Origin of the sequence: Francisella hispaniensis FSC454 (genome assembly GCF_001885235.1) — a bacterium.
Taxonomy (GTDB): Bacteria; Pseudomonadota; Gammaproteobacteria; order Francisellales; family Francisellaceae; genus Francisella; species Francisella hispaniensis.
In genome coordinates, this window is the sequence record NZ_CP018093.1 from 609046 (window position 1) to 634822 (window position 25777).

Genomic DNA, 25777 nt, shown 5'->3' on the forward strand with positions numbered 1-25777 from the left:
TAACTCTCGTGCATAAGAGTATAAGTAAATAATCTAAATAGTAATAGAGTTTATATTTTATTTTTGCAATAAATCTTATATAAAATTGAAAAAATAATTATCAAAATCATTCCTGAATAAACTACCATGCGTTGATCTGGGTCCCAAAACATTCCTAGTATTACGCAAGAATTAAATAAAATACTTAAGTACGGAATTATAGGAAATGCCCATGCTTTGAATTTCAAGTTAGCAATTTTTTCACTATTGAGTGATTTTCTAAAATAAATATGACATAAGCTTATAATAATCCATATCATACAACCAACCATACCAGATGAAGAGACAACTAATATAAATAGTTTTTCAGCACCTACGAATTTTGTAACCAAGCAAAGACAAGAAAGTATAGCAACAAACAAAACACCATATATAGGAACTTGGTTTTTACTAACTTTTGCAAACATCTTAGGTGCTTGATTGTCTGAAGCCATAGACCACATTAATCTTGCACATGTATAAAAACATGAGTTAACAGCTGATAAACTTGCTGATAAAATTACTAATTGCATAATAGTATCAACATATTTTATGTTTACTAATTGCAGTATTGTGATAAATGGAGTATTTGTAACCCCTGAGTCTTTATATGGAATAATATAAGCTATTATAAAAGAGGAAAAAACAAAAAATATAAGTATGCGGATAGCAACACTTTTAACTGCTTTGCGAATATTTTTTTCAGGATCTTTTGTTTCTCCAGCTGCAATACCAACTAATTCAGCACCTTGGAAAGTACATACTATAATTACTAATCCAAATAAGAATGTTTTAAAACCATTCGGAAATAGGCCATCCGCGTAGAAATTGACTAATCCAGATATGGGTTTATTGGAATGTAAAACTCCAGATATAATACCGATACCTATCACTATAAATACTATAATAGTAATAATCTTTATTGCAGAAAGCCAAAACTCAATCTCAGCAAAGATCCTAACAGTACATAAATTGAGCAGACTAACAATTATAATAATAACTAAACAAAATTGCCAAATACTAATTTCGGGGTAAAAATTATGACAAATAATACCGGCTGCTACTAACCCTCCAGCAGCAGCTGTTAACCAATTAAGCAAATATAACCAACCAGTTAAAAAACCTGAGTATGGTGATATAAATTTTGTAGCATAGGCTTGAAAAGAGCCACTTATTGGCATTGCTATAGACATTTCTGCAAGGCTTATCATTACCAGCATCATTATTATACCACCCAGAAAAAAGCCCAATACAGTACCAAAAGCACCAACTGAATTCAAAATACTACCAACACCTAGAAAAAAACTAGCAGAAATAGTTCCACCAAGAGAAATCATTACAATATGTCGCGCAAGAATATCTCTTTTTAATTTATTTTTGTTACTCATTATTTATTTATTTGAATTTGGATATTTTGATTATTCCACAGTTTTTTTATTAAAAGAAATAATTTTTTATAATGGCAATAAGTATTTTAAAGTTTGAATAAAAGATATACTATAGGCTGTTATAAGTTTCAAGAGCTAATGCAAGAGATCCTTTTACACCAGTGTTATCACCAAATGATGTAGGAACTATAAATTTAGTCATATCTTTTAATGCAGGATAATCAAGATAATTATTTAGGTATCTAGTAACATTTTTACGAATCATATCAAATAAGATTGTCTTATGCATTACACCACCACCGAGGATAATTCTCTCAGGAGAGAATGAGCATATATAGTTAACTAATGCTTTTGCTAGATATTCTGCTTCAAATACCCATGCAATATGATCATCATTAAGTGCTCCTGCATGAGCAACTTGCCACCTTTTATTAATAGCTGTACCAGAAGCTAAGCCCTCTATACATGTACCATGAAAAGGACAACAACCATCAAAGTTATCTTGTGGGTTTTTTGGTATTAATAAATGACCAATTTCTGGATGCATTGCTCCTTGAATTAGCTGGTTATTACAAATAATCCCGCCACCAACACCTGTACCAACAGTAAGGTAAATAAGGTTGCTAATATCTTGAGCACAACCCCATAGTTTTTCACATATTGCCGCAGCATTTACATCAGTATTAAAGCCAATTGGTCCTTTATATATAGATTTTATTGCTCCAACTATATCAAAATTTTGCCATGCTATTTTTGGAGTATTTGTGATATGCCCATAAGTTTCAGATTTGGTATTAATATCTATAGGACCAAAACATGCTAAACCAAGAGCTTTAATGTCAAAATTCTCTTGATAATTTTTTAAAATCTTAAGAACTTCAGACATTGTTTTTTCTGGTGTGGTTGTATCTGTGCGATGGCGTTCTATCACATTGCCATGAAAATCACCAATAGTTGTAAAAAACTTGGTCCCACCAGCTTCTATACCAGCTAAATACATATAAAATACTCATCAAATTTTTTAAATATAATGAGATTTTAGCATTAATTTGAAGTGAAAAATTATAAATAAGTGAAAAAATTAATTACAAAAGTTAGAACTTATGAAAATCATTTAATAACTGAAATTCCACCCATATAGTTGATAAGAGCATCAGGAACCATGATAGAACCGTCCTCTTGTTGATAATTTTCAATAATAGCTAATAGTGTTCTACCCACAGCTAAACCAGAACCATTTAAAGTATGGACAAGTTCTGGCTTTTTCATGCTTGGGTTTTTGTGTCGAGCTTTCATACGGCGTGCTTGGAAGTCACCGCACCAACTACATGAAGATATTTCTCTATAAGTATTTTGTGATGGTAGCCATACTTCTAAATCATAAGTTTTTTTAGCACTAAAACCCATATCACCAGTACATAGTTTCATCACTCTATATGGTAGATTAAGTTTTTGTAATACTTTTTCAGCATGTGATGTTAGTAGCTCTAGTGATTCTTCGCCTTTATCTGCAGTAGTGATATGTACTAGCTCTACTTTCTCAAACTGATGTTGACGAATCATACCTTTAGTGTCGCGACCATATGAGCCAGCTTCACTCCTAAAGCAAGGGGTATGAGCTGTATAGTATCTGGGTAAAGTTTCTGTATCTAAAATTTCATCCCTTACTAGATTAGTGATTGGCACCTCTGCTGTAGGTATTAGACTATATTCGAAATCCCCCTCAAGCTTAAAAAGATCAGCAGCAAATTTCGGCAACTGTCCAGTACCATATAAACTATCATTATTAACTAGATATGGCACATATAACTCTTCATAACCATGTTTTTCTGTATGCATGTCAAGCATAAACTGTGATAGGGAGCGGTGTAGTTTAGCGATTTTATTTTTAAGTACCATGAAACGGCTGCCAGTAACTTTAGCTGCAGCTTTAAAATCAATCATCTTAAGGATTTCGCCAATATCAGCATGATCTTTTGCTGGAGCTTCAGGATGAAATTCACGTGGTGTTCCCCATCTCCTTATTTCTATATTATCATTCTCATCTTTACCAACTGGTACATCGTCAGCAGGAAGATTTGGCATTGATAGTAGTGTTTGATTTATAGAGTCTTGTAGCTCTTTAAGATCTTTTTCAATAACCTTTAGTTCTTCATTGATTTGATTAACTTTAGCAAAGCTATCACTAGTATCTTCACCTTTAGCTTTTCTTTGACCTATTTCTTTTGAAATAGTATTACGCTGTGATTGTAGATCCTGAGTTCTTTCTTGTAAGTGTTTTCTTTTTTGCTCTTGGGCTTCAAATTCAGCTATATCAAATTGATAACCTCTAGTTGCAAGCTTTTCAGCAACTTGTTGTAAATTATCCTTAATATATTTAGCATCAAGCATTTTATTTAAGATCCTTATTTTTCAAAGTTAAAAATAGTTTTACCAGTCATTTCTTTAGGTTGAGCTATACCCATAACATTAAGTAGAGTTGGTGCGATATCTGAGAGTTTACCATTTTCTAAAGCGATTTGAGCTTTTTTATGTCCTACATATACAAATGGTACGAGGTTTGTAGTATGAGCTGTATGAGGTTTTTGTGTTTCTGGATTAACCATCATATCAGCATTACCATGATCTGCTGTGATAAACATATTACCATCATGCTCAAGTATAGCATCTTTTAATCTAGCAAGACACTTATCAAGATACTCAATTGCTTGCATAGCAGCTTCGTAATTACCTGTGTGACCAACCATATCTGAGTTAGCATAATTACATACTATACAGTCATATTTACCACTATTAATAGCAGCAACTAATTTATCAGTGACTTCTGGGGCTGACATTTCTGGTTGTAAATCATATGTAGCTACCTTTGGCGATGGAATAAGTATTCTATCTTCTCCTTCAAATTGTTCTTCCCTGCCACCATTGAAAAAGAATGTTACATGTGGATATTTTTCAGTTTCAGCTATTCTTAGTTGAGTTTTATGATTTTTCATTAACACTTCACCAAGAGTATTTATAGGTTGTTCTGGTGGGAACGCTACATTACATTTAAGTTTCGAGTCATATTCTGTAAGTGTAGTGAAGTTTATATTCAAATGTTTATTTCTTAGGAAGTGATCAAAATTCTCATCAGTAAAAGCATGCGAAATTTCTCTAGCTCTATCTGCTCTGAAATTCATAAAAATAACACTATCATTATCATCAACTTTTATCAGTTTCCCATCTTTTCTAATACATGTTGGGATTACAAATTCATCAGATTGATCACGAGCATACGACTGTTCTAATGCTTCTAGTGCTGAGTCATAGATAAAATCAGCATCAGCATTAACAATAGCATTGTAAGCTTTCTGTACTCTATCCCAGCGATTATCTCTATCCATTGCATAATATCTACCACAAACACTGGCAATATATCCTAAATTTAGATCTTCTAGTAACTTATCTGCTTTTTTAATCGATTTTTCTGCAGATCGTGGTGGAGTGTCTCTACCATCTAAAAATGCATGTAAATATACTTTTTTGATACCTTTTTGTTTAGCAATTTTTATCATCTCAAAAATATGCTCTTCATGAGAGTGAACACCACCTGGTGAGAGCAATCCAATTAAGTGTAGATTGGAGTCATTTTTGATTACATTGTCAATAGCTGCACAGATAGCTTTATTATCACCAAAGGTTTTTTCTTCGATAGCTTTATCAATTTTTGTTAATTCCTGATAGACTACTCTACCACAACCTATATTTACATGACCAACTTCAGAGTTACCCATTTGGCCTCTAGGTAAACCTACTTCTAAACTAGAAGCATTGATAAGTGTTTTAGGAAATTCTTGCCAAATACTATCCCAAGTTGGAGTATTTGCGTTTTTGATAGCGTTAAAATAGTCACTATCACTATAACCCCAGCCATCTAGGATTACTAAAAGAGTAGTTTTTTTCATAATTATCCTCAAAAACTTTTAACTTTTGAAATTTTTTTGGTACGCGAAGATAATTATAACTTTATATTTAGAGTTTGTCTGCTTTGATACAGAATTTTGAAGTGTTTTTAGGTTTATTGTATCTCAGTATTTATTAATCTTATTTATGTAAAGTTATTTTTCTTATATAATTTATTCAGCTTTTGTCTATTTTATACTTATTAGGATATTTTTTTCTATGAAAAAGAATAAGTTGCCTGTACTTGATAAAACAAATACTCTAAATGCGTTGATTAATACTTTTGCTGAAGAACTAAGAAGTAAGGGCTTTGAGGGCGATATTCATTCTGACTATGCTTCAAGAATATCTTCTTCTATGGATAATAGCGTATATTTTGTCGTTCCCGAGCTTGTGGTATTTCCTTATGGTAAGGATGATGTAAATAGGATTTTTGCCTTAGCAAGTAAGCAAGAATACCGTGAAGTCAAGTTCTCGCCTCGTGGTGGGGGAACAGGTACAGCAGGGCATTCGTTATGTGCTGGGGTAATTGTTGATACAAGTCGCTACATGAATAATATCCTTGAGATAGATTTTGAAAATGAGTTTGTTAGGGTTGAACCTGGAGTTGTTTTAGATCAGCTTAATGATACTTTAGCTGATTCAGAATACTTTTTTGCACCTAATCTTTCTCCGAGTAATCGAGCAACTTTAGGTGGTATGGTTAATACCGATGCTTGTGGCAAAGGCTCGAGGATTTATGGTCGTACCAGTGCACATATCTTAGAGCTTGAATGTACTTTAGTAAATGGTCAAAAAATTACGACAAAAAAAATTAGCTTTAAAGATATCGATAAAGAAGATTTAAGTGAAGTTGAGAAAGATATTTATGCTATAGTTGTTGAGCAAATAATTGATAAATATGAATTGATCCAACAAAAATTCCCTAAATTAAGTCGTTATTTAACTGGATATAATTTAGCTAAGACATATGACAAAAGTGACAATACAATTAATCTTAGCTATTTAGTTTCTGGCTCTGAAGGAACTCTTGCTTTTGTTACAGAGCTAAAGCTAAAACTAACTAAAAAACCACAATACAAAGCGCTATTTGCAATTTCATATGCTAGCTTTAATTTGGCATTACAGGCAGCGAGAGAATTACTATCTTTTGAGCCTTCTGCCATTGAGACTATTGATAATAACATTGTTGAAATTGCTAAAGGCGATGAAGTTTACCATAAGATAAAATATATGCTTGAGAAGAATCGTTCAATCAACCTAGCAGCTATAAACTTTGTCGAATTTATTGCAGATACTCAGCATGAGCTTGATAATAAAACATCACGACTAGAAAAGCAATTATTAGAGAAGCAGGTAACTTTTCATCTTACAGAAAGTCAAGAAGATATGGATAACTTGTGGGAATTGCGTAAAAAAGGAGTCGGACTATTAGGTGCAATGAAAGGTGATCGTAAGCCAATTCCATTTATAGAAGATACGACAGTTGCGCCAGAGATGCTTGCTAGTTATATAAAAGAACTAACAGTATTGTTAGACTCGTATGGTGTTAAATATGGAATGTTTGGTCATGCTGATGTGGGTTGCTTACATGTTCGACCTGCATTAGATATGAGTTCTCCGGAGGATTCACAAAAGCTCAAGCAAATAACTAAAAAAGTTAGTGAATTAGTTAAGAAATATGGCGGTGTTCTTTGTGGCGAGCATGGTCATGGTTATAGAAGTGAATATCTCAAAGATTTTTTTGGTGATGAGTTATATGAGTCTTTAGGATACATTAAAAAAGCTTTTGATCCATACAATCAACTAAATCCAGGTAAGATTACAGTCCCGAATGGTAGTAGTGATAAGCTTGTCAAAGTTGATGGACCATTTAGAGGCTATGCTGATGAACAGGTTCCTAAACCAATGCGTCAGCAATTCTCTGGAGCATACAATTGTAATGGTAATTCACAATGTTTGAACTATAATCTAGATACAGTTATATGTCCATCTGCTAAGTCTAGTAGGAACTGGTTATACTCACCCAAAGGAAGATCAGCAGTATTGCGTGAATGGCTAAGCCAGCTTACTGCAGCAGGGTACTCAACAGTTGATGAAGTTATTAACACGGGTTTTGATAAACCAGAGGATTTTCTAGATGATTTTTCTCATCAAGTTTATGACTCATTAGATAAATGTCTTGGTTGTAAAGCGTGTGTTACTGGCTGTCCTATAAAAGTTGATATTCCGACAATGAAATCACAGTTTTTATATCACTATCATTCAAAGTATAAAAGACCAGGATTGGATTATTTTGTCAAATATAGTGAGGCTGTATTAAGAGTTAATTTATACATGCCAAAAATCTTTAATGATATTTTTAATACCCAATTCGTTAGAGCTGGTTTGGCTAATACAGCAGGGTTTGCAGATACTCCACTTATTAGCGCATTAAACTTAAGATCACAACTAAAAAAAAGAACCGCTCCAGAATTTAATTTAGAGGAAATGAAAAAATTATCGCCAGAGCAAAAGAAAAAAACAGTCTGTATTGTTCAAGATATTTTTACATCACTATATGATACGCATATTGTTTTGACATTATATGATTTTCTAACAGCTTTAGGTTTTAGAGTTTACTTTGCGCCATTTAAGATAAATGGTAAACCAGCCCATGTTAAAGGATTTCTTAAATATTTTAAAAAACAAGCCTTAAAAGCTACAAAACTATATAATCAGATAGCTGAAACAAAAATAGAAATGATCGGTATTGATCCGGCGATGACTTTAGTTTATCGAGATGAGTACCAAAAAGTTTGTGGTGATCAGGTAAGATTCAAAGTTAAACTAATCCAAGAATGGCTAGTTACAAAACTGGATACTTTGCCAATAATGCAAAGAATGCTTGATAAAGAGTTTAGCCTTTTTAATCACTGTACGGAAAAATCATTATCAGCAATTTCCATAGTACAGTGGCAAAAGATTTTCAAACATTTTGGAGTCAAAACAAAAATTGCAAAAGTTGGTTGCTGTGGGATGTCTGGAAGTTTTGGACATGAAGCTAAGCATATAGATATGTCAAAACATATATACAACTTAAGCTGGAAAGATAAAATTCAAGAATGTGGAATAAGATCAGCTATTGCCACAGGTTTCTCATGTCGCTGCCAAGTAAAAAGGATCGAAGGACATACAATTAAGCATCCTGTAGAAATTTTAGAATTAAATCGAAAAAAACAACAAAAAGTGTTGACACTGAGATTAGGATAAGTATAATTATCAACATTCGCCGGGTTGTTAGCTCAGTCGGTAGAGCAGCTGGCTTTTAACCAGTTGGTCACAGGTTCGAATCCTGTACAACCCACCATACTTATTTCTCATACCGTTTCATCCGATATCACAAAGCTAACAATAACAGTAGTTTTAGATATCTTTGTTGTATCATGCTATATCATTTAGACTTATTTAATCCTTGATAGTAGAGTACATTGTAGTGTACATTAAGAGTACGTACCCATTTTTAATGTACACTCATGGCTAAGATAAGTAAGCAATTTATAGAAAAATCAAACGAGCTAAAAAGTTTGAAGACTGAGAAAAGATATAGTGATGATAATTGTACTAATCTATGGTTTATTGCTAGACCTAGCGGTATACATTCATGGTTATATAGATTTAAACTTAATGGTAAACCTGACAGTTTTACTATTGGTAAGTATCAAGATGTATCTATTATTGAAGCTAGAGAGTTAGCAAGAGATTACAATAAGATGTTAGCTTTAGGTAAAAATCCTAAAATTGAAAAAGAAAAAGCAAAATATCAAGATAATAGTAGTTTTAGAAATATAGCAGATAAAGCTTTTGAAACTAAACATCCAAAAAATGCTTATGGGTGGAGTAAAGATAGTTATAACAGGAATTTATCAATATATAACAGATTAATATTGCCTAAACTTGATAATTCAAATATACAAGATATAGAAGCTTGGCAGATAGCTAATATACTTGATGGAAATACAGCAAGTAATCAAGAAAAGATAAAGAATATTTTAAATATGATATTTAGCTTTGCAGTTGGTAAAGGTTTGATTAAATATAATATAGCAAGAGAGATTAAAGCAGATAGCAGAAATACCAAAGGCTTTGGTTTTATCGATCCGGTAGAAAAGCAATTGGATTTTAGTAAACTACTTAATGATATAGAGCAATATCAAGGTAGTTATAATATTAAAAAAGCACTACAATTGGCTATATTGATAGGTTTTAGACCACAAAATATAGTTAGTTTAAAATGGCAACAAATAAGCGAAATAAATGAAGATAATAAAACTATTCATATCATTACAGTAGATGAGGAAGATATGAAAATGAAAAGGAAATTTAAGCAACCTCTAAGTAAACAAGCTTATAATCTACTTATGGAAGTCAAAAATGTTAATGGTGGTTATAATTATGTATTTCCATCTAATACTAAATCTAAACATATATCTAAAGACTCATTATCAAAAGCATTAAGAGAAAATCTAGGTTATAACGGTGAAGACAAGCCAAAACAGACTACACACGGCTTTAGAAAGTCAGTAAGAACATATATTAGCAGTCAGCAAAGAAAATATAAATGGGATAAAGATGCTATTAGAATGATACTAAGCCACTTAAAAGGCGACAGTATAGATAATATTTATGATAAATACGAGTACATACCAGAAAGACAAGAAATGTTACAGCTGTGGGCTGATTATGTAGACCATATCAAAGAAAATGCTAATGTAATAAGAATACAAGATATAGGCTAATTAACTCTTTTTTTTCATCTTGGTTGCTGCAGCAATAAAACCACATGATTTAGTATGATACTTGATAAAACATATGAATAGTTTTATTATATATACATACAAGTGATGTATAACTTATGTATAAGGTGGTTATTATGAGTGGAAGATTAAACTTAACTATATCCGATGGATTAAAGCATTTAGCAGAGTTAAAAGCTCATGATTTAGGTTTATCTGTATCTGCTTATCTAAGACTATTATTATCAAAAGATACTCAAGACTATAGAGCTAAAGTAATTGATGATTATGTATCCGATATAGAAAAAGAGGGCTTTAGTAAGCCAGTATCTAAAGATGATTTTTTAAATAGCTTAGATAATCTATAGTTATGTTAGAAATATCTTACTCAAAAAGATTTAAAAAGAATTTCAAGAAATACAAAAATAATAAAATCATAAGAAAAGAGCTAACTATAGTTATTGATTTATTGGTTACTAAAAAAGCCTTTACCTAGCAAATATAAAGACCATGAATTAAGAGGTAATAAAAAAGGAATTAGAGAGTTACATTTAGCTTTTGATGATTTATTGTTGTATGTAGTCATAGAGGATAATAATTTACTAAAACTATATGATATTGGTACTCATGCAACTACATTAAATATTTAATTAATTAAGCATTGTCTAGGGTAGCTCCCGAAAGAATACAGCCCAAGTATTTTGGCAATGCTTAATATTTTGGGGATACTGTGGGGGTATTGGTTTGAATGAATAGAGATTTCTATAAAGAGCAACTAGAAATACATATACCTAGAGCAAAAAAAAGAACTATATTAAAAAATAAAATCAAATGTAAAAGCTTAAAATTATTAATAAATGAAATTTTAGAAAACATAAGTAGTTTAAGCAAAAAAAAGAAATTTATATATTCTCTTAAATCTAAATTAATTGATTGGAGTTTTACACTCCCTACAATAAATGATATGACTATAGGAGATAATCCATACTCTCAAATAAATTATGATAATAGACAAAAAGATGTCAAAAAAGCTAAAGAGTATATTTCTAAATTAAAAAGTATCTATGATAAGTATGTGTTTGAGTGTTTGCCAACTGATTATATTGATGGTTTAAATAAATTTAGTGAATTTATAGAGGGAATAAATTGTTTACAGACTAGAGCAGTGAAGAGAGAGTATATAGAAAGTCGTAAAAAAGAAGTCATTAATGATATTTTATCGACTTTTATAGAAAATAATCTTACTAATTACATAAAATTATCAACTATCAATAATACAACAGGAGAAGAGTACTTTTTCCATAAGTTTTGTAGATTATCCATAAATTATAAATATGAGTTTATTAATATCTTAGATGGACAAGAGATTAAAGCTTTTAAGAAAGTATTATCTAATTTTAAGACTAAAAATATTCAAAATAAAAAATAAGTCATAAGCTATAAGCAAACTTTATATCTATTATTCTTACCAAGTATCAACTAGAACTACTTAAAATCAGCAGTTTTTAAACGGTGCTAATCTTTAGTTGCTGCAGCAATTAGAAAAATAAAATAATTGAACTAAAGAAAAGGATATAGAGATATGAAAATATTAAGACTAAACCAAGTAGTAGAGCTTACAGGAACTAGCAAAAGTACTATCTATAGATGGATTAATTCTAGTCAATTCCCAAAACCGTTAAACCTATCTAGTAGTAGTGTAGGTTGGTTAGAAACTGAGATTAACGACTGGATACAGTCAAAGATACAGGCTAGGGGGTAGGTTATGGCTACTATTACTACTAGACAAAATACAAATAATCTTTTATCATCTTACTTGTTAACGGGCGTGAGAACCCTAATACCAAGTAGTGATATAGCCACTATTAAGAGCTATGATAAAGTGAATTGTAATAATAGCCATGATGATATAGATAATACTGTATCTATCGGTAGCGGGCTTTATTATGCACTTTTAAGATATGTTAATCAATATATCTATCACATAACGGCTAAACTCTTTTGTTTTGTCGGGAGGTGTAGGGAATACAATAGCCAATTTATTGGTAAATACCTACAGCTAGGCTTGGTACTAGTCTCAACCGCCCCGATACTTTGAGAAAACAACCAAGAGGAATATAGCCATGTCTAAAAACAATCAAAATATAGAAAACTTATTTGGTATCAAAATAAAAAATGATGTTATGAGTAATTCAGCTCATGACAAAAACCTAATCAAAGGCGACTTTGTAATATTTGATAAGACTTTTAGAAGCTAAGCCAAATAGAGTCGCTATAGTTGAAAATAAATATAATGATACTTTCATAGTCTTACTAGACAAAAACCCTAAAAATGAGCTTATAGGTAGGTTTATAAGTGAAGATTACAAAGATGTAGTAATACCAGTAGAGAGAGTACTTGGAATTGCTACTAAAAAGATAAGTAATATTAGATATTTCTAGGGGAAAAAGACAATGAATATAACAAAGTTTAATGATTTTATTAACTCTATTGGCTATCCATTGCCTAATAGCTTTAATTATAGCATAGGTATTGGGGAACTGATTAGGTTTAGTGATAAAAATAAGAAAAATAATAATAAAAACTTATGGTTAAAGAATATTGATAATAATATCTTTGTTTTTGGTGATTGGGTAACAGGTGAGAAGTATACCTATATAGATAATGATAAACCTAAATATGAGCTACAAGACTTTTGCAGAGTTGGAAAAAGCAAAGAGAGGCGATAGAAAAAAGACAGATAGAGGAGATTAACCAAAAGAAAGATTTAGCTACTAAATTAACTGATTTTTATAAGTCATTACCATTGGCTAATGATGATCACCCATACTTAGTAAAAAAGGTATAAATAATCATCCATTAATACGCTTGTATAAAGATGTTTTGATAATCCCATGCTTTGGTACTGTAGAGCCTTTTAATAATCAAATACAGAGCTTACAAGGTATATATCCAAATGGCTTTAAGAAGTTTTATAAAGATGCTCATGCTAAAGGCTCATGTCTGATATTAAATAAATCATCTAATGATAGTTTTATCTTTGTAGAGGGTTTTGCTACTGGTATGAGTGTATTAAGCCTTGTAGAGCGTTTTAAGGCTGATATATCGGTTATATGTGTATTTAACTGTAATAACTATATTCATGTTATAGAGAGCTTTTATAGTAGATATCCTAATGCTGAATTAAATATATGGGCTGATAAAGATAAGCACGGTATAGGAGAGAAAAAAGCTATTGAGGTTGCTGCAGCAATTCCAAATATTTATATCAATCCACCACCATTAACAGCTGAGCAGATGGATAAAGGTTTATCAGATTGGAATGATTATTTAGTTACTAAAGGGGATTTATAAGATGAGTAATGTAGTAGAGCTAACAACGCTAGATGACAATATAGAAATACTAAAAGGTAAGCCTAGAGAGTTACCAAAAAAGGATAAGCAAATACCAATATTTGATAAGGTAATGCTACCTGAAATTATAGGCGACTATGTATATGACTTAGCTAATGTAATACAACAACCAGTACAATATGTAGCTTGTGCTAGTTTAACTAGTTTAGCTGGCTTACTTGGTAATAAAGTTAGATTAGATATTAATGAGAAAAGAAAAGTTACTCCAGTGTTATGGAGTATGTTAGTTGGTGAAAGTGGAACTGGTAAAACCCCTAGTATTCAAGAAGCTATTAAACCTTTAAAAATGATAGATGATGAGTTCTATGATAGATATTTAGAAGAGCTGCGAAACTATAAGATACAGCTAGAATTTGAGCAAAATGAAATTGATGAGTATAAGGCTAAGTTAAAGAATTATGACAAGCTAAATGAAAAAGATAAGACCTTGATTAGTAAAGATGATTTAAAAGCTAAGATTATAGAGTTAGAAAAAGATAAAACTATAAAACCATATTCAAGAGAGGTATATATAAACCAAGCTACCAAGGAAGCCCTTATTAAGCAATTATCAGTTGATAGTCCTAATGGTTTGCTAGTTGATATTGATGAGCTTATAGACTGGTTAAATAGTATTACTAGAGCTGATAAATCAGACGATCACGGTTTATATGTATCTGGTTATAATGGACATTCTTATAAAAGTAAAACAGTATCTAGAGATACGCAAAAAGTAGATAGTATCACTTTATCTATTATTGGCGGTGTGCAAACTAATAGACTGTTAGAGTTTACCAAAAAATACAGTGGTAGTGGATTGTTAGCAAGGTTTCAACTAATTCCTATAGCTGAAAAAAGTTTAAGAATATATAAAGAAAAAACTTTAAATAGTGCTATAGAATCTAGATATATAAATCTAATTAATAATCTTAAAAATATACCTGAAAGATTTAATATTGTGGATAATGAAATAGTAAAGTCTGAACCTAATATTTATCAATATACAAGTGAAGCTAAGAGCGTATATATTGAGTGGTTTAATGAAGTTCAAAAAGATATACAAAGAAGCGACCATAGCGACTTAATGATAGAGTATCTAGGTAAAGCTGATAATACTTTTCATACTTTGGCTTTAATCTATCACTTAGCAGGTAACCAAGATACTAACATCATAGCTAAAGATACAGTAGAGAGAGTTGTTTTAATGATGGCTTATCTATATGAATGTGCTAATTATCTATATGGTGATGATTTTGATGAGGTAAGAAATGTAGCTCAAAAGATTATAGATAGAAAAAGCAAATTTAATAACAAAAACGGCTTTAGTGTAGGAGATGTTGCAAGACCTAAAATATTCAGAAAACTAGATAAAGAGTTATTAGAGTCAGCTTTAGAAATGCTAGCCAATTATAACCATATTCAAAAAACTAATAGTATGGGTACTAAATACACTAAGTATAAATGGTTATATTAATTTCTCTTTGAGAAAAATGGACACTTTGGACACAAATACCATAAAAGCTATATATATCAATACTTTGAAGTGTGTAGGTATTAAAACACAACTAAACACTAGGGACACAACTATATATTTAATTAATCTAATTGAAAGCTATATATACCGATGGTTACAAGATATTAATACTTTTGTATCCTTTTCTATAGGTAGTATAAATCGGATATGTATTATGTTTGTGTCCTTTGTTTTTTTGTGTGTCTTTGATAAAACACGGCTTAAACCCTTATGTATCAATGGTTTTAGTAACTTTGTGTCTTATGTGTCCACTTTTATAAAATGAAAATTTAGGAGCTAGATATTTACTATGAGAAGCTTACAAGAAAAACTACAAGAATATAAAAATAAACATCAAGATAAACCAAAAGAGAAAATACAACTACAAGATATTAGAGAGATTAAACCGGTATTCACCCCAAAAGGTGAAGCAAAAAAATTGCTGCAGCAACTACCACAAGATAAAGATGAGTATTTTAAAAGATTTACTATTGAAAGTTATTTATCAGATATTCAATTACCGCCTAAAAATATCCCCTGGATAGAACACTTACTTAAATGGAAGCCAAAGGCTAAACAGTACGAGCTTTTAAAGCAATATAAGGAATTGTATTTACAGGCTTATAATGATACGCCTTTAGAACATCAAAAGATTAATGCTGGTACTCTAAAGGCTAATACTTGGTTGAGAATATTGATTACTGGTGAGTAATAATAATTATTTCTCTAATAAACTATTTTTAAAATCGCAAATAATCGCATTAAATGGTATAATGAAGTCATATATAATAAAGTTAAGGATTTATATTATGGCTTTATCAGTAAGATTATCAGATGACTTAGTAACACAAGCTAAAGCAATCGCTAAGGTAATGCACCGCTCTTGTGCAAGCCAAATAGAGCATTGGGCTATGATTGGTAAGATAATGGAGGATAACCCTGATTTACCGTATGATTTTGTCATAGGTAGCTTAGTAGCAAAAGCTGAGATGGATAATAATATGGTAGATGATTATGAGTTTGAAGATTAAGCAAACCAATACATTTAAGAAGTATATAAAAAAGTTATCCATTAGAGATAAGAAAGAAGTTGATGGGGTTGTTAAGTTAATAGCTAAAGATCCTTTTATTGGAGAGCAAAAGAAAGGGGATTTAGACTTTTTAAGAGTGTATAAGTTCAAGCTAAATAAACAGCTTATATTACTTGGTTATAACTACAATGATGGACTTCTTACCTTAACACTTCTAAAAATAGGCTCACATGAAAACTTTTATAGAGATATAAGAAGATAATCATAATAATCTAATTCAAAAATACTATTAAAATCAGCCAAATTCATCTCATTATATAATTACTTCTAACATTACATAACTAACAAAATGTAGTACTAATAATGACAATCAATATACAAAAAGAAAGGTTAAAAGATGGATAAGATACTAAATTTTAATGAAAAGCCCACGCCTATAGAAAATTTATCAATAAGCGAGATATACGAAATTTTATACCAAAATGGTTTAGAGCATATACTAACAGATGGTACAGATAATCAAAGAGATATATTAACAGCAATTTTGCTAAATATTCTAAGTAAAGATTTAGGTTTATTACTTGATTTACTTTTTGAGCTTGGAGATGTAGCAGATAGAGAGTATAAAGATAACAACATTAAGAAGTTAGAACTTAAACAAAGACTTATTAAATTATTTGGTTGTATGGAGGCTATTTAATGGAGGGCTTAAGAGAGATAGCTTGGAGTAATGGCTATACATTACCTGATAACGTAGAAAATCAAACTATGGCTAAATATAGATGGTTTGATAAGAGCAAATATATAGTAAGGGTAGACTGGAATAGCTTTGTTTTTGGCGATAAAAGAACAGGCGAGAGATACAAAGTAGTTAATGGCGAGTTAGTAGAAAAAGAGCAAGGTATAAAGATATGAGAGAGCAAAACTATAATATAGACTTTAAAACCAAAACTATACCAATAACATTAAGACTTAATGAAAACGAATTGCAGCAACTTAAAAATACAGCTAGTCAACATGGAGTAGGCTATAGTGTAATAGTTAAATCATTAATCTATAAATTCAATAGAAACTTAATTAACTTTTTGTAGGTGGAAGTATGACAGAAGAAAAGAAAATAGAGCTGGCAAATAATTTATTAGATGGGTCAATAAAATTGTTTAATGATAGGTTTTCATCTTTCAGTAAACAGTCTGCTAAGGATTGCATTATAAATATAAAAAATCTAAGTCATGCAACAGGTAAAAAAGTAAAGCTTTATATAGTAGACAGTGGGGGTAATGAATAATGAAGTCGAATTTAACAGCTAAACAATTAGAGTTTTGCAAATACTATCTACAAAGCGGACATATCACGGAAGCCTATATACAAGCTTATGATACTGAAAACATGAAAGAGCAAACAATATATAACGAGGCTAGTAAATTACTCAAACATGAAAAAGTAGCAGAGTTTATAGAAACTATCCAAAAAAGGGAAATGCTAGGAGCTTTTAATACTAGGCAAAAGTATTTAGATAAATTAGATGAGATTATAGATAGTGATGATAGTACTATGGCTGAAAAGATACAGGCTATTAATACAGTCGCTAAGCTCAAACAGTGGGATAAGAGAAAAGCAGGTTTACAAATTGATTATCAAGAGGAATACGACCTAATACAAAGAAGACTAGCAACTGGTTTATTAGGCGACCTTGACAAATACCCTATAAAAGATATCTAATTACCGCTATTTTGCCATTAGGTTTTATAATCTTATAAAAAAAGAAAAAAATATAATTGCTACAGCAATCGTAAAAATGTCAAAATATACGGGGTACTTCGCTCCAAGTGTATCCTAAATAGTATCCTAAAATTATAATTTAGAATATCATCCATTGTAAATAAAAGGTTTTAGCTTATTGTTAGAGTCCGGCCCCGACCATTGTTTTTCCTACAATTATCTGTATTATTCGTTAAGACATCATTTAGTAAATAATTTAGTAGTTTATAGTTAATGAATTCTATATTGTCTCATTAGAAATTGACATTTATTTTACTAATAGTGATTTCTTATAAAGAGTAATTTTTTTAGAAGTGTCTGATATTAAAAGAATTAACAACTCTACCGATTATAACCGCATCGGTGGGAGATTTGATCTCATCATTATTTTGAAACTTTGAATTTAAAGGCATCAAGTACAAGCGGTTATTATCTTTGTATAGTAGTTTAACTGTAGCTCCATCAGAGTTTCTCGCAACCACAATTTTATCAACTAAATTTTGAGGGCTAATTTCATTAGGGTCAACCAAAATATTCTCACCTTCGTAGAGAGTATATTTAGCGTATTTAGGACTAAGCAGTTGAGATTCTGAAGAGTCATAGAGCATACTTTCGCCTTGTACTCGTAAAGAGAAGCCATTTTTAGGCACAAGATTATCAGGGATTTGTAAATAATCTATCGGATCTATATCTTCTTGAGATTGTGTAAATTCACCAGCCTGAACATAGCTCAATACTGGTACATTAGCAATAGCTACTATAGATCTAGCATTAGGATGGTAATTATCTTCTAAACCTAGTATTTTCATAACTTCTATATGTCCATCGTAAGAAGGACAGTTTGTACCAGCAACCCAGCCTTTAATAGTGCGATCACTTTTACCAAGCTTTTTAGCTAGGTCTATTTGTTTCATACCTATTCTTTTTAAGGCAGGTTTTAGATCGGTTTTGTAGTCAAACATCTCTAGTCCTAAATATAGTAATCTCAGTATAAGTATATTTATGTCTAATCAAAGGTTCAATAATTTTTTACAAAATAGTGCAATAATACTTCCCTTTATGGCAAAAAGTAGTTAGTATTGAAGGTGTAATAAAACTGCACTTTTATAAGTTGAGGGAGTCAAACAAAATGATAAAAAAAAGTATTTTAGTAGAAAATCAGGAAATTAAAGATTTATTGTCTGTTATTAAACAGCACTATGTATCTGACAATAGAAATACTATTCAAGAAGTGAGTTTGAACCATGTAGTAAATAAGGTATATAAAGAAGATATAAGAAAATATATAGTTGAGCATTGGCACTCTCTAGAAACTAAAGTTGGACATCAAGTTACTCTTTTAGAAAATAACTATAATAAGAGTATTATAAATAAATTATACAAAAAATCTCGGGATTTAAATTTTGTGATTAAGACTAGACCTGATGATTCATCAAAAGAGTTGCATAATTCAATTAAGAAAGCGTCTAATATAGATATAGTCATAAGAGAATTTTCTTATAAAGCAGAATATATTTATGCTGTACCTTGTTGTTTTTTAAGTACTTTTTTACCTAAATAGACAGAAAGAATTATAATAAACATTCCCACAAGCTGTTGTATTGAGAATGTTTCTCTAAATAGGACATAGCCATATAGCAACGCAAATACTGGGCCAACTAGTAAAACTAAGGAACTCATTGCTAGTGATATGTGCTTGATACGACTAATATATAGTATATTCCCAAGTAGATGTCCAAACAGAGCTATAGCAAATAAAATTACAACACCTCTAAAGGTGGTTGGAATTATCTGTTCATTGAAAATAAAAGCTAATATAAATAGTACAATCGAACCACTTAATGAGGCGATAAACATCATTCTAAAAGTTGAGCAAGAGTCTCTAAGTTTCTTAGAAAAGATAATAAAAAGAGCATAGAATACGGCAGATATAATCGCCAGCCAATTACCTAAAAGGTGCTGAGAACTTAGACCAGCTTGGCTCATAAGAAGTAATAAACCAATAAATGCTACCAATAAAACTAAGTAATATTTAAGAGATACTTTTTCTTTGAGAAATATTATAGCTATAAAAGTTGTAATAAATGGGCAAAGGTTCGTTAAAAGGCTAGCCTCTGCAATAGATGTATAAATCAGGGATATACTATAAAAAGCTAAGTCTAATGCTAAAAAAAAGCCAGTTAATGTTGCGATATAAAGAGATTTTTTTGATAATTTCTCTTCATCTTTAGTAATAGCTAAAAATGAATATAAGAAAATACAGGGTAATAATAATCTGTAGCCAAAACTTGCAATTGGACCTACTTCTGAATATCTAATTAATACTGATGCAACAATAAGGTTTGAAAGAGCAAATAGTATTATGAAAAAATCTCTATTCATAATAGTTTCCTAAGTAAATGACTATTAAGCAGATGATATCATGAAATTAGCTAACTAAATATGTGCTAATTAAATATAAAATGTTATTATAAGAGAAGCTTAGCGATTTTATCTTTGTAAGATACATGCTAAATTAGCGTTAGAGTCAATTTTTTTCAATAAATTAAGGTTAAAGTCAAATGCACATAAGTGAGCGCCGTAAATGGTATATAGGTTTTGCTGTCTTTGTGATAATAGTCTTATTATCACTTTCATTACTTCACGCATCAATATGGGTTAGTATAGGATTTGTTGGTGTTTTGGTAGTTATAGGAATATATGATGTTACCCAAACAAAGCATTCTATTCTAAGAAACTTTCCTATAGTAGGACATATGCGCTATATACTTGAGTTTTTGCGCCCTGAAATTCAGCAATATTTTATCGCAGATAATGAAAGTGAGAAACCTTTTGGTAGAGAGTTACGTTCGACAATTTACCGTCGTGCTAAGGGTATTAATGATACCGCTGCCTTTGGTACAGAGAAAGATATTTACAGGGTTGGTTATGAATGGGTAACACATTCGCTTATGCCTAAGCATATTAATGAGATTGAAACGCGAGTTAAATTTGGTGGCTCTGATTGTAAGCAACCTTATATGGCATCTCATCTGAATATATCCGCGATGAGTTTTGGAGCATTATCTGCAAATGCTGTTATGGCTTTGAATAAAGGAGCTAAACTTGGGGGTTTTTATCAATGTACAGGTGAGGGTGGTTTGACTAAATATCATTTACAAGGAGGTGACCTTGTATTTCAAATTGGTACAGGCTATTTTGGTTGTCGTACAGAAGATGGTAAGTTCTCAGCAGAGAAATTTGCTGAAAAAGCAAATTTAGATAGTGTTAAGATGATAGAAATTAAGTTATCTCAAGGAGCTAAACCGTCTCATGGCGGGGTTTTACCAGCAGCTAAGATAACTCCAGAGATTGCTGAAATTAGAGGAGTTGCAATGGGTAAGGATGTACTATCACCTCCTGCGCATAGTGCTTTTTCAACACCGATAGAGTTTTGCCATTTTATTAAACAGCTAAGAGATCTTTCTAATGGAAAACCAATTGGTTTTAAGCTATGTATTGGTAGTCATGTCGAATTTCTAGGTATTTGTAAAGCAATGCTTGAGACAGGTATCAAACCTGATTTTATAACTGTCGACGGTGCCGATGGCGGCACAGGGGCAGCACCACTTGAATTTTCTAATCATATTGGCATGCCATTAGAAGATAGTTTGATATTTGTACATAATGCTTTGATTGGTTGTGGGTTACGCGATGAGATTCGTATAGTTGCAAGTAGTAAAGTAGCTACAGGTTTTGATATGGTGAGGTTATTTGCTATGGGTGCGGATACTTGTAACTCAGCTAGAGCAATGATGCTTGCTATCGGCTGTATTCAGTCACGTCAGTGTAATAACAATACTTGTCCAGTTGGTGTGGCTACACAAAATCCACGCCTTGAAAAGGCTTTGGTAGTTGAAGATAAAATGTATCGAGTTTATAATTTTCATAAAGCCACAATTCAATCTTGTTTAGAAATTATTGGAGCTATGGGACTTACTTCGGCTGATGATGTTGAGCCAGAAAATCTTAAAAAGCGTATATCTGTAAATGAGATTAAGTCATATGCGGATTTGTATGATTTTATTCCAGAAAATTGTTTGGTTAATGGTAATATCCCGCCAAGTTTTGCAAGATCTTGGGAAAAAGCTCGGGCAGATTCTTTTTAGTTTTTGAGTATAAATAATAATTTTTATATGTTCAATTTGCTAAAATAGCTTGTACAAGTATTCTGATTAATCAAGCATGGCACTGTACACGTATCCATCAAATAAACTTGAGTATCTTGTTCAAGTTTTATCTAAACTTCTAGATGTTGAAAAAAAAGATTTGTTCACACCGACACAGCTAATAGTTGGTAGCCGTGGTATGCAACATTGGTTAAGTATGCAATTAGCACAATATCGTAATATTGCCATGAATCTTAAATATGACATGATAAATGGCTATATACTTGATATCTGCTATGAGCTCACAGCGAAACAAGCATATAAAAAAGCATACACAAAAGATATTCTAGCTTGGAGAATTTTTAGAAGTTTAGATAGTATCAATAATCCTAAACTTCAAGAATATTACCACAATAGTGATCTCAAGAAATATCAATTATCCGTTAAAATAGCCGAGATATTTTCAAAATATATATCATATCGAAGTGAGTGGTTGCAAAAGTGGGAGCAGGGCGAGTATATAAATCCTGCTAAACCAGAGAGTGATGAAGATTGGCAAATGCTACTTTGGCAGGCTCTTGTTAAGAAGGTTCCAGATACTCCATACAAAGTTCAAAGAGAAGCACTCAAAAAGCTCGGTCGACAAAACTTAGAAAAACTAAATATACCAAGTGATATTTATATATTTGGGGTTAATACTATATCTCCGAAAAATCTTGGCTTTGTATTTGAATTTGCTAAATATATTGATATCAATATTTTGTATATTAATCCATGTAGTGAGTATTGGTATGATTTACACAAAAGTAAAATCTCAGCATGGTTAGATAGTGATGACTATGAGCTTCAACCTCTATTGGCAAATCTAGGTCAACAAGGTAAAGAATTTTTTAACCAGCTTCTAGAAAATCAAGAAAAGCAAGAATTAGAAATCTTTGAAAAGTTTGATAAAAATTCGTTAGATTTTGAGAAACTTGCTGATAATAACCAAACACAGCTAGTAAGCCTACAGCGAAATCTATTGGAACTTGATTGCCAAAATCATGCCAAGCAGAAAGATTTAAGTATCAGTATTAATTCATGCCATAGTCCACTTAGAGAAGTGCAGATTCTACATGATAAGCTTTTGGATATGATCAAGGCAGATCCAAGTATTAAGCCTCGAGATATTTTGGTAATGTGTCCAAATATTGAGGATTATTCGCCATATATTGATAGTGTGTTCTCAAGGTTTCCAACAGATAAAAAGCTCCCATGTTCGATAGCAGATAGGACATTGCTAGATTCAGAGCCTTTAGCTGCTAGTTTTATAGAATTATTGCAGTTGCCAGAGAGTAACTTTGAAGTTAATAAGATACTTGATTATCTAGCTGTACCAGCAATTCAGCAAAAGTTTAAGATTACCGATGAGCAATTAGAAACTATTCACTATTGGTTAAAAGAGTCATGTATTCATCATAGTAATAATGGTCAGACATTCTCTTGGAGTTGGGGGCTTAAGAGATTGATGCTAGGGTTTAGCTATAGTGATAGTAACTATATCGTCGATTTAAAACTATCCCGTCAGTCTGTGACTGCCACCCCTTCGTACCAAAGAGGAATATCTATCAATTATCAAGAGCTAGATCAATTGATGACTATACCTGTGATTGAGGGTAGTGAGATTGTCGAACTTGGTGGCTTGTATGAGTTGCTAGAGCTGCTAGAAAAATATTCACAAGAGCTGCTTAAACCAAGAAGCTTAGAAGCTTGGCAAGAGTATCTTTTAGCGATGTTTGATGATGTCTTTGATATAACTAGTGATGAGCAATATATCACTAAGAAAATCAAAGATATAATCGTAAAGACAGTCACTACAGCTAAAGATGTATTGCTATTAGAAGAGATTGATTTGTATACAATTAGATATTGTTTGATTTCGCAGTTATCTGAACCAATTATTAATAACCATTTTTTAAATGGTAAAGTAACATTCTGCTCAATGACACCAATGCGTAATGTTCCTTTTAGAGTGATAGCGATGCTGGGATTAAATAACGGTAAGTTCCCACGCCAAGAATCTGCGATTAGCTTTGATTTGATGGCAAGACTTGGAAGATTCAAGGGTGATAGAACTAAACGAGATGATGATAGATATTTATTTTTAGAGGCTATTACATCTGCGCGTGATTATTTGTATCTTAGTTACATTGGTAGAAGTGTCAAAACTAATGTTGAGCAACAGCCAAGTCTAATACTCAAAGAGTTAATAAGTTATTTGCGAGCAAACTATAATTGGCAAAAAGAAGATATTAAAGAATATCCATTGCATCCTTTTAGTTCTAAATGTTACGCTGATGAGTACAGAAGTTATGATGAGGCTTGGTTGAGGTTGTTACAGTCAGAGCCTAAGGTATTTTATGATCCAAAGTTATTAAATAATGGTGTCAATCTACCAAAGAGTTTAAGCATCTCAAAACTTGTCAAAATCTTTGATGATCCTATTAAAGCTTATACAAATTACGGCTTAGAGCTATATTTAGAGGATGACTTTGAAGAGTTAGAAGACAGTGAGCCATTTGATATAGATAGTTTAGGTAAACATAAATTTAAACAAGATTTATTAAAGACTCTTGAGAATGAGAAAGACAAAGAATTAACCATAAAAACAGCCAAGCTAAGTGGCAAGCTTCCAGAATCTGTACTTACTGAAAATGAGATTAATAAGGAAGTAGAGAATATTCAAAAGCTATTAGATAAGGCGAGTTTAGCAAATTATGAGTCTAAATATTTTCATCAAGAGATATTGGGATATGAGTTAGAAGCTAGCTGTTATATTAATAGTGATTGCGTTATGCTATCAACACCATCAAAGTTAGGTATAACAAAAAAGTTTGAGTTATATCTGACAGCTATACTTGTAGCATATTATGAACAGAAAGATATTTGTGCTATCTATTATGGATTAGATAAGGATAAGGTCGATACTTTTAAGATTGAGAGCATTAGCTATGTAACAGCTAAGCAAACTTTAGAACATTATTTAATGCAAGCTGAGAGAATAGTATCTAAGCCTATGTTGGTACATCTATCTTTAGCTGAAGCTGTTGGTGGTTCTGATGAAAAAGTAGCTAAGCAAAAACAAAAAAACTGGGAAGGCGTGATAAAGTCTTCGGAGCATAATTTTAAAGCATTAGAAGATAATAGTTATTTCAAACTTTTTTATAATGAGCATCCAAAAATAGAAGACTTTGAGGGTCTACAAATATATCAAGATTTTTTTGAGGTTATTAATGAAAGTCAATCATAAACCTTCTAATATCCCACAGCTATACAAAAATATTTATATTAGCTTTGAGATTGCTCTAGCTGCCTGTATATGTTTTTTGTTAGGATTTTATATGTCGAATTTGTTACATCGTGGTCAGTCTGTAATTGGGGGTTTTTGGTGTTTGATTACAGTTTCTACAATTTTACAATTAAGTATTAGAGATTCTTATTTAGCAGCTTTTCAGATATTAGTTGGTTCTGTTATTGGTGGAATTACAGCATTTATTTTTACATCCATTTTAGGTTATCACTATTATGTTATGATTTTAGCTGTGGCAATTAGTGTTCTTATTACAGCTAGTCTACATCTTGAAAATGCTATCAAAATGAGTAGTGCAAATGCTGGGGTGATTGTTGCATTGGGATTGTATCAACCAAGTTATTCACCTTTTCTAAATACTGGTTTACGTTTGATAGAAACATTTAGTGGTACAGCTATAGCATTGTTTTTTATATTTATTAGTAGGATTTTTAGGATAAGGACAGATGATTAATAAT

General features: G+C 31.4%; 29 protein-coding genes and 1 tRNA gene. 24 read left to right on the forward strand and 6 right to left on the reverse strand.

Annotated features, from left to right (window positions below):
* Positions 1 to 50: 50 nt before the first annotated feature.
* The 4 genes from FSC454_RS03005 to gpmI all read right to left on the reverse strand — a co-directional run bounded on the left by FSC454_RS03005 (position 51) and on the right by gpmI (position 5350).
* Complete coding sequence (locus FSC454_RS03005) at positions 51 to 1406, reverse strand: amino acid permease (protein ID WP_414842596.1); 1356 nt, start codon at positions 1404 to 1406, stop codon at positions 51 to 53.
* 109 nt (positions 1407 to 1515) lie between these two features.
* Complete coding sequence (locus FSC454_RS03010; protein WP_066045975.1) at positions 1516 to 2406, reverse strand: ROK family protein; 891 nt, start codon at positions 2404 to 2406, stop codon at positions 1516 to 1518.
* A 110-nt stretch (positions 2407 to 2516) separates the two neighbouring features.
* On the reverse strand, positions 2517 to 3797 hold the full coding sequence (gene serS, locus FSC454_RS03015) for a serine--tRNA ligase (RefSeq protein WP_066045977.1): 1281 nt from the start codon (positions 3795 to 3797) through the stop codon (positions 2517 to 2519).
* A gap of 14 nt (positions 3798 to 3811) precedes the next feature.
* Positions 3812 to 5350 carry a 2,3-bisphosphoglycerate-independent phosphoglycerate mutase gene (gpmI, locus tag FSC454_RS03020; RefSeq protein WP_066045980.1) on the reverse strand — a complete coding sequence of 513 codons (1539 nt, stop codon included), beginning with the start codon at positions 5348 to 5350 and terminating at the stop codon, positions 3812 to 3814.
* A 217-nt stretch (positions 5351 to 5567) separates the two neighbouring features.
* On the opposite strand from gpmI, the gene FSC454_RS03025 reads away from it, so the two are divergent.
* The 20 genes from FSC454_RS03025 to FSC454_RS03115 all read left to right on the forward strand — a co-directional run bounded on the left by FSC454_RS03025 (position 5568) and on the right by FSC454_RS03115 (position 17783).
* Positions 5568 to 8600 (forward strand): FAD-binding and (Fe-S)-binding domain-containing protein, encoded by a 3033-nt coding sequence (locus FSC454_RS03025; RefSeq protein ID WP_066045982.1) that lies wholly within the window; start codon positions 5568 to 5570, stop codon positions 8598 to 8600.
* 21 nt (positions 8601 to 8621) lie between these two features.
* Positions 8622 to 8697 (forward strand) — tRNA-Lys (locus FSC454_RS03030).
* Positions 8698 to 8863: 166 nt separating this feature from the next.
* Positions 8864 to 10126 carry a tyrosine-type recombinase/integrase gene (locus tag FSC454_RS03035; RefSeq protein WP_066045987.1) on the forward strand — a complete coding sequence of 421 codons (1263 nt, stop codon included), beginning with the start codon at positions 8864 to 8866 and terminating at the stop codon, positions 10124 to 10126.
* Between the two features lie 134 nt (positions 10127 to 10260).
* Positions 10261 to 10491 (forward strand): CopG family transcriptional regulator, encoded by a 231-nt coding sequence (locus tag FSC454_RS03040; protein ID WP_066045989.1) that lies wholly within the window; start codon positions 10261 to 10263, stop codon positions 10489 to 10491.
* A gap of 93 nt (positions 10492 to 10584) precedes the next feature.
* Entirely contained in the window at positions 10585 to 10773 is a 189-nt protein-coding gene (locus FSC454_RS03045; protein ID WP_231865151.1) for a type II toxin-antitoxin system mRNA interferase toxin, RelE/StbE family, read from the forward strand.
* 98 nt (positions 10774 to 10871) lie between these two features.
* Positions 10872 to 11552 (forward strand): hypothetical protein, encoded by a 681-nt coding sequence (locus FSC454_RS03050; protein WP_066046429.1) that lies wholly within the window; start codon positions 10872 to 10874, stop codon positions 11550 to 11552.
* Between the two features lie 153 nt (positions 11553 to 11705).
* Complete coding sequence (locus tag FSC454_RS03055; protein ID WP_066046430.1) at positions 11706 to 11885, forward strand: helix-turn-helix transcriptional regulator; 180 nt, start codon at positions 11706 to 11708, stop codon at positions 11883 to 11885.
* 361 nt (positions 11886 to 12246) lie between these two features.
* Complete coding sequence (locus tag FSC454_RS10095) at positions 12247 to 12381, forward strand: hypothetical protein (RefSeq protein WP_279625859.1); 135 nt, start codon at positions 12247 to 12249, stop codon at positions 12379 to 12381.
* Positions 12359 to 12565: a hypothetical protein gene (locus tag FSC454_RS03065; protein WP_071794768.1), complete on the forward strand. Its 207-nt coding sequence runs from the start codon at positions 12359 to 12361 to the stop codon at positions 12563 to 12565. The genes FSC454_RS10095 and FSC454_RS03065 overlap by 23 nt, the downstream gene beginning before the upstream one ends.
* Positions 12566 to 12577: 12 nt before the next feature.
* Positions 12578 to 12853 (forward strand): hypothetical protein, encoded by a 276-nt coding sequence (locus tag FSC454_RS09945; protein WP_244148263.1) that lies wholly within the window; start codon positions 12578 to 12580, stop codon positions 12851 to 12853.
* Between the two features lie 139 nt (positions 12854 to 12992).
* On the forward strand, positions 12993 to 13478 hold the full coding sequence (locus tag FSC454_RS09950) for a toprim domain-containing protein (RefSeq protein WP_244148264.1): 486 nt from the start codon (positions 12993 to 12995) through the stop codon (positions 13476 to 13478).
* 1 nt (position 13479) lies between these two features.
* A complete protein-coding gene (locus FSC454_RS03075; RefSeq protein WP_066046222.1) occupies positions 13480 to 14991 on the forward strand; it encodes a DUF3987 domain-containing protein in 1512 nt (503 codons plus the stop codon).
* A gap of 349 nt (positions 14992 to 15340) precedes the next feature.
* Positions 15341 to 15742, forward strand: coding sequence for a hypothetical protein (locus tag FSC454_RS03080; RefSeq protein WP_071794769.1), 402 nt, complete (start codon positions 15341 to 15343; stop codon positions 15740 to 15742).
* Between the two features lie 97 nt (positions 15743 to 15839).
* Positions 15840 to 16061, forward strand: a complete 222-nt coding sequence (locus tag FSC454_RS03085) for a TA system antitoxin ParD family protein (RefSeq protein ID WP_066046489.1) — start codon at positions 15840 to 15842, stop codon at positions 16059 to 16061.
* Complete coding sequence (locus FSC454_RS03090; RefSeq protein WP_231865163.1) at positions 16045 to 16323, forward strand: type II toxin-antitoxin system RelE/ParE family toxin; 279 nt, start codon at positions 16045 to 16047, stop codon at positions 16321 to 16323. Before FSC454_RS03085 ends, FSC454_RS03090 begins: the two co-directional genes overlap by 17 nt.
* A 135-nt stretch (positions 16324 to 16458) precedes the next feature.
* Positions 16459 to 16761: a hypothetical protein gene (locus FSC454_RS03095; RefSeq protein ID WP_066046493.1), complete on the forward strand. Its 303-nt coding sequence runs from the start codon at positions 16459 to 16461 to the stop codon at positions 16759 to 16761.
* Positions 16761 to 16976, forward strand: a complete 216-nt coding sequence (locus tag FSC454_RS03100; protein WP_066046495.1) for a hypothetical protein — start codon at positions 16761 to 16763, stop codon at positions 16974 to 16976. Before FSC454_RS03095 ends, FSC454_RS03100 begins: the two co-directional genes overlap by 1 nt.
* Complete coding sequence (locus FSC454_RS09770) at positions 16973 to 17152, forward strand: CopG family transcriptional regulator (RefSeq protein WP_066046497.1); 180 nt, start codon at positions 16973 to 16975, stop codon at positions 17150 to 17152. The genes FSC454_RS03100 and FSC454_RS09770 overlap by 4 nt, the downstream gene beginning before the upstream one ends.
* Before the next feature lie 8 nt (positions 17153 to 17160).
* Positions 17161 to 17349, forward strand: a complete 189-nt coding sequence (locus tag FSC454_RS03110) for a hypothetical protein (protein ID WP_066046498.1) — start codon at positions 17161 to 17163, stop codon at positions 17347 to 17349.
* Positions 17349 to 17783, forward strand: coding sequence for a terminase small subunit (locus tag FSC454_RS03115; RefSeq protein WP_071794770.1), 435 nt, complete (start codon positions 17349 to 17351; stop codon positions 17781 to 17783). The genes FSC454_RS03110 and FSC454_RS03115 overlap by 1 nt, the downstream gene beginning before the upstream one ends.
* A gap of 347 nt (positions 17784 to 18130) precedes the next feature.
* Here FSC454_RS03115 and FSC454_RS03120 read toward each other — a convergent pair whose 3' ends face one another.
* The gene (locus FSC454_RS03120; protein WP_066046500.1) at positions 18131 to 18784 is read right to left on the reverse strand and encodes a LexA family protein; all 654 of its coding nucleotides are present in this window, start codon (positions 18782 to 18784) and stop codon (positions 18131 to 18133) included.
* Between the two features lie 167 nt (positions 18785 to 18951).
* Between FSC454_RS03120 and FSC454_RS03125 the strand changes: the two genes are divergently transcribed.
* The gene (locus FSC454_RS03125; RefSeq protein WP_066046502.1) at positions 18952 to 19383 is read left to right on the forward strand and encodes a normocyte binding protein 2b; all 432 of its coding nucleotides are present in this window, start codon (positions 18952 to 18954) and stop codon (positions 19381 to 19383) included.
* Here the strand turns inward: FSC454_RS03125 and FSC454_RS03130 are convergent.
* Positions 19338 to 20204: a DMT family transporter gene (locus FSC454_RS03130; RefSeq protein ID WP_066046504.1), complete on the reverse strand. Its 867-nt coding sequence runs from the start codon at positions 20202 to 20204 to the stop codon at positions 19338 to 19340. The genes FSC454_RS03125 and FSC454_RS03130 overlap by 46 nt on opposite strands.
* Before the next feature lie 179 nt (positions 20205 to 20383).
* Here FSC454_RS03130 and FSC454_RS03135 point away from each other — a divergent pair, with 179 nt between their 5' ends.
* From FSC454_RS03135 to FSC454_RS03145, 3 genes are all read left to right on the forward strand, one after another.
* A complete protein-coding gene (locus FSC454_RS03135; protein ID WP_066046506.1) occupies positions 20384 to 21970 on the forward strand; it encodes an FMN-binding glutamate synthase family protein in 1587 nt (528 codons plus the stop codon).
* A 76-nt stretch (positions 21971 to 22046) separates the two neighbouring features.
* Positions 22047 to 25259, forward strand: a complete 3213-nt coding sequence (gene recC / locus FSC454_RS03140) for an exodeoxyribonuclease V subunit gamma (RefSeq protein WP_066046508.1) — start codon at positions 22047 to 22049, stop codon at positions 25257 to 25259.
* On the forward strand, positions 25243 to 25773 hold the full coding sequence (locus FSC454_RS03145) for an FUSC family protein (RefSeq protein ID WP_066046510.1): 531 nt from the start codon (positions 25243 to 25245) through the stop codon (positions 25771 to 25773). The genes recC and FSC454_RS03145 overlap by 17 nt, the downstream gene beginning before the upstream one ends.
* Positions 25774 to 25777: the final 4 nt, after the last annotated feature.